We start from the raw sequence: 2,316 nt of genomic DNA, 5'->3' as shown, positions 1-2,316 counted from the left end.
TCCCTGGGCGCCACGCACGGGATCAACTCCCGGCAGGAGGACGCCGTGGAGGCCATCCGTGCCCTCACCGGGGGTAACGGAGCGGACGTGGTGATTGACGCCGTCGGCCGTCCCGAAACGTACAAGCAGGCCTTCTACGCCCGCGACCTTGCCGGGCGCGTGGTCCTGGTGGGCGTGCCGACCCCGGAAATGCAGCTGGAACTGCCGCTGCTGGACGTCTTTGGCCGCGGCGGGTCGCTGAAGTCCTCCTGGTACGGCGACTGCCTGCCCTCCCGCGACTTCCCGATGCTGGTCTCGCACTACAAGCAGGGCAACCTTGACCTGGACGCCTTCGTCTCCGAGCGCATCAGCATCGACCAGGTGGAGGAAGCCTTCCACAAGATGCACGAAGGCAAGGTCCTCCGTTCTGTTGTTGACGTCGGCTCGGTCGTCGAAGTCCAGCCGGAAAGGGCATCCGCATGAGCGTCACCATCGAGAACCTGGTCACCTCGGGCACGTTTTCGCTCGACGGCGGCACCTGGGACGTGGACAACAACGTCTGGATCGTGGGCAACGATGAAGAGTGCGTGATCATCGATTCCCCGCATGATGCGAAGGCGATCATCAACCAGGTCAAAGGCCGGAGGGTCAAGGCAATCTTGTTGACCCACGCGCACAACGACCACATCGGCGCCGCCCGCGAGGTCGCGGAAGCAGTGGCGGCGCCGATCTACCTGAATCCGGAGGACCTGGTCCTGTGGAAGCAGGTCTACCCGGACTTTGAGCCGCACCGGCAGCATGCCGACGGCGACGAGTTCCAGGTGGGCGGGGCAACAGTGAAGGCCATTCATACTCCGGGCCACTCACCGGGATCCACCTGTTTCTACCTGGAAAGCGAAGGAACGGTCTTCACCGGGGACACGCTGTTCAACGGCGGCCCGGGTGCCACCGGCCGGTCCTACAGCGACTACCCGACCATCCTGGCCTCCATCCGCGAACGGCTGCTGACGCTGCCGGGTGACACAGTGGTCCGCACCGGCCACGGCGAGAACACCACCATCGCGGCGGAGCAGGAAACGCTGGCCAAGGCTCCGCAGTAGCCAAGCCAGTTATCAGAGTGTGCCATGGAGGCGCGCCAGGATTCCCTGGCGCGCCTCCATGGCGAACGAAACAACCTAAGCCGGTAAGGAAATTGGAACGATGAAGTTCGGTAAGCAGCCCGCACCCGTGGCGGACATCAATGAGGACGACCTCGAGGTTCATAAGCCCAAGTCCGAGGCTGCCGGGGTCAAGGCCGTGATGGTCGCCCTGGAACGCGCCGTGGCGCAGGCGGGCGTGACCCGCACCGCCCAGTCGTTGTTGCGGCTGAACCAGCGCGGCGGTTTCGACTGCCCGGGCTGCGCGTGGCCGGAGTCGGACAAGAAGCGCAAGGCCGCCGAGTTCTGCGAGAACGGTGCCAAGGCCGTGGCCGAGGAGAACACCCTGCGCACGGTGGGGGCTGAGTTCTGGGCCAAGCACTCCATCGCGGAACTGTCCACCAAGACGGAGTACTGGCTGGGCAACCAGGGCCGGCTGAGTGAACCGGTGGTGATCCGGGAAGGCGATACCCACTACTCACCCATTTCCTGGGCTGATGCCTTTGAGCTGATCGGTGAGCACGTCCGCGCCACCACCGCAGACCGGTGCGTCTTTTACACCTCCGGGCGGACCGCGAACGAGACCGCGTTCCTGTACCAGCTCTACGCCCGCGCCATCGGCACCAACAACCTGCCCGACTGCTCCAACATGTGCCACGAGTCCTCCGGGTCGGCGTTGAACCCGACCATCGGGATCGGCAAGGGCACCGTGTCCCTGGATGACATCCACGATTCCGAACTGATCTTTGTGGTCGGACAGAACCCGGGCACTAACCACCCGCGCATGCTGTCCGCGTTGAAGGAATGCAAGGACAAGGGCGGGAAGGTGGTGGCCGTGAACCCGCTGCCCGAGGCCGGGCTGTTCAACTTCAAGGACCCGCAGACCGTCTCCGGCGTCATCGGCGGCGGCACACCTTTAGCCGATGAGTACCTGCAGATCAAGGTCGGCGGTGACCTGGCCCTGTTCCAGGCCCTGGGCCACCTGCTGCTGGAGGCCGAGAAGAAGAACCCGGGCACCGTCGTCGACCACGACTTCATCGCCGCGCAGACCGACGGGTTCGACGCCTACAAGCAGGCCCGCGCCGCCCTGGACTGGGACGAGACCGAGAAGGCCACCGGCCTGTCGCGGGAGCAGATCGAAAAAGTCGCCGGCATGCTCATTGCCTCCAAGGCGTCTATTTTCTGCTGGGCCCTCGGTGTG

At 64.9% G+C, this 2,316-nt stretch carries 3 protein-coding genes; all 3 read left to right on the top strand.

Annotated features, from left to right (window positions below; genetic code table 11):
* Positions 1-462: zinc-binding dehydrogenase (locus FDW83_RS18865; RefSeq protein ID WP_138139595.1), on the top strand; the 462-nt coding region annotated here is incomplete at its 5' end.
* Complete coding sequence (locus tag FDW83_RS18860) at positions 459-1,079, top strand: MBL fold metallo-hydrolase (RefSeq protein WP_138139594.1); 621 nt, start codon at positions 459-461, stop codon at positions 1,077-1,079. The genes FDW83_RS18865 and FDW83_RS18860, both read left to right, overlap by 4 nt.
* A 100-nt stretch (positions 1,080-1,179) precedes the next feature.
* On the top strand, positions 1,180-2,316 hold a 1,137-nt coding region (locus tag FDW83_RS18855), incomplete at its 3' end, for a molybdopterin-dependent oxidoreductase (RefSeq protein WP_171027624.1).

It is taken from the genome of Pseudarthrobacter sp. NamE2 (assembly GCF_005796205.1).
Taxonomy (GTDB): Bacteria; Actinomycetota; Actinomycetes; order Actinomycetales; family Micrococcaceae; genus Arthrobacter.
Note: the sequence above shows the minus strand (reverse complement) of the source record. Positions and strands in the feature narration are given on the sequence as shown.

Coding starts and splice junctions, on each gene's coding strand:
- FDW83_RS18860 (WP_138139594.1), top strand. CDS start 459: ATGAGCGTCACCATCGAGAACCTGGTCACCTCGGGCACGTTTTCGCTC.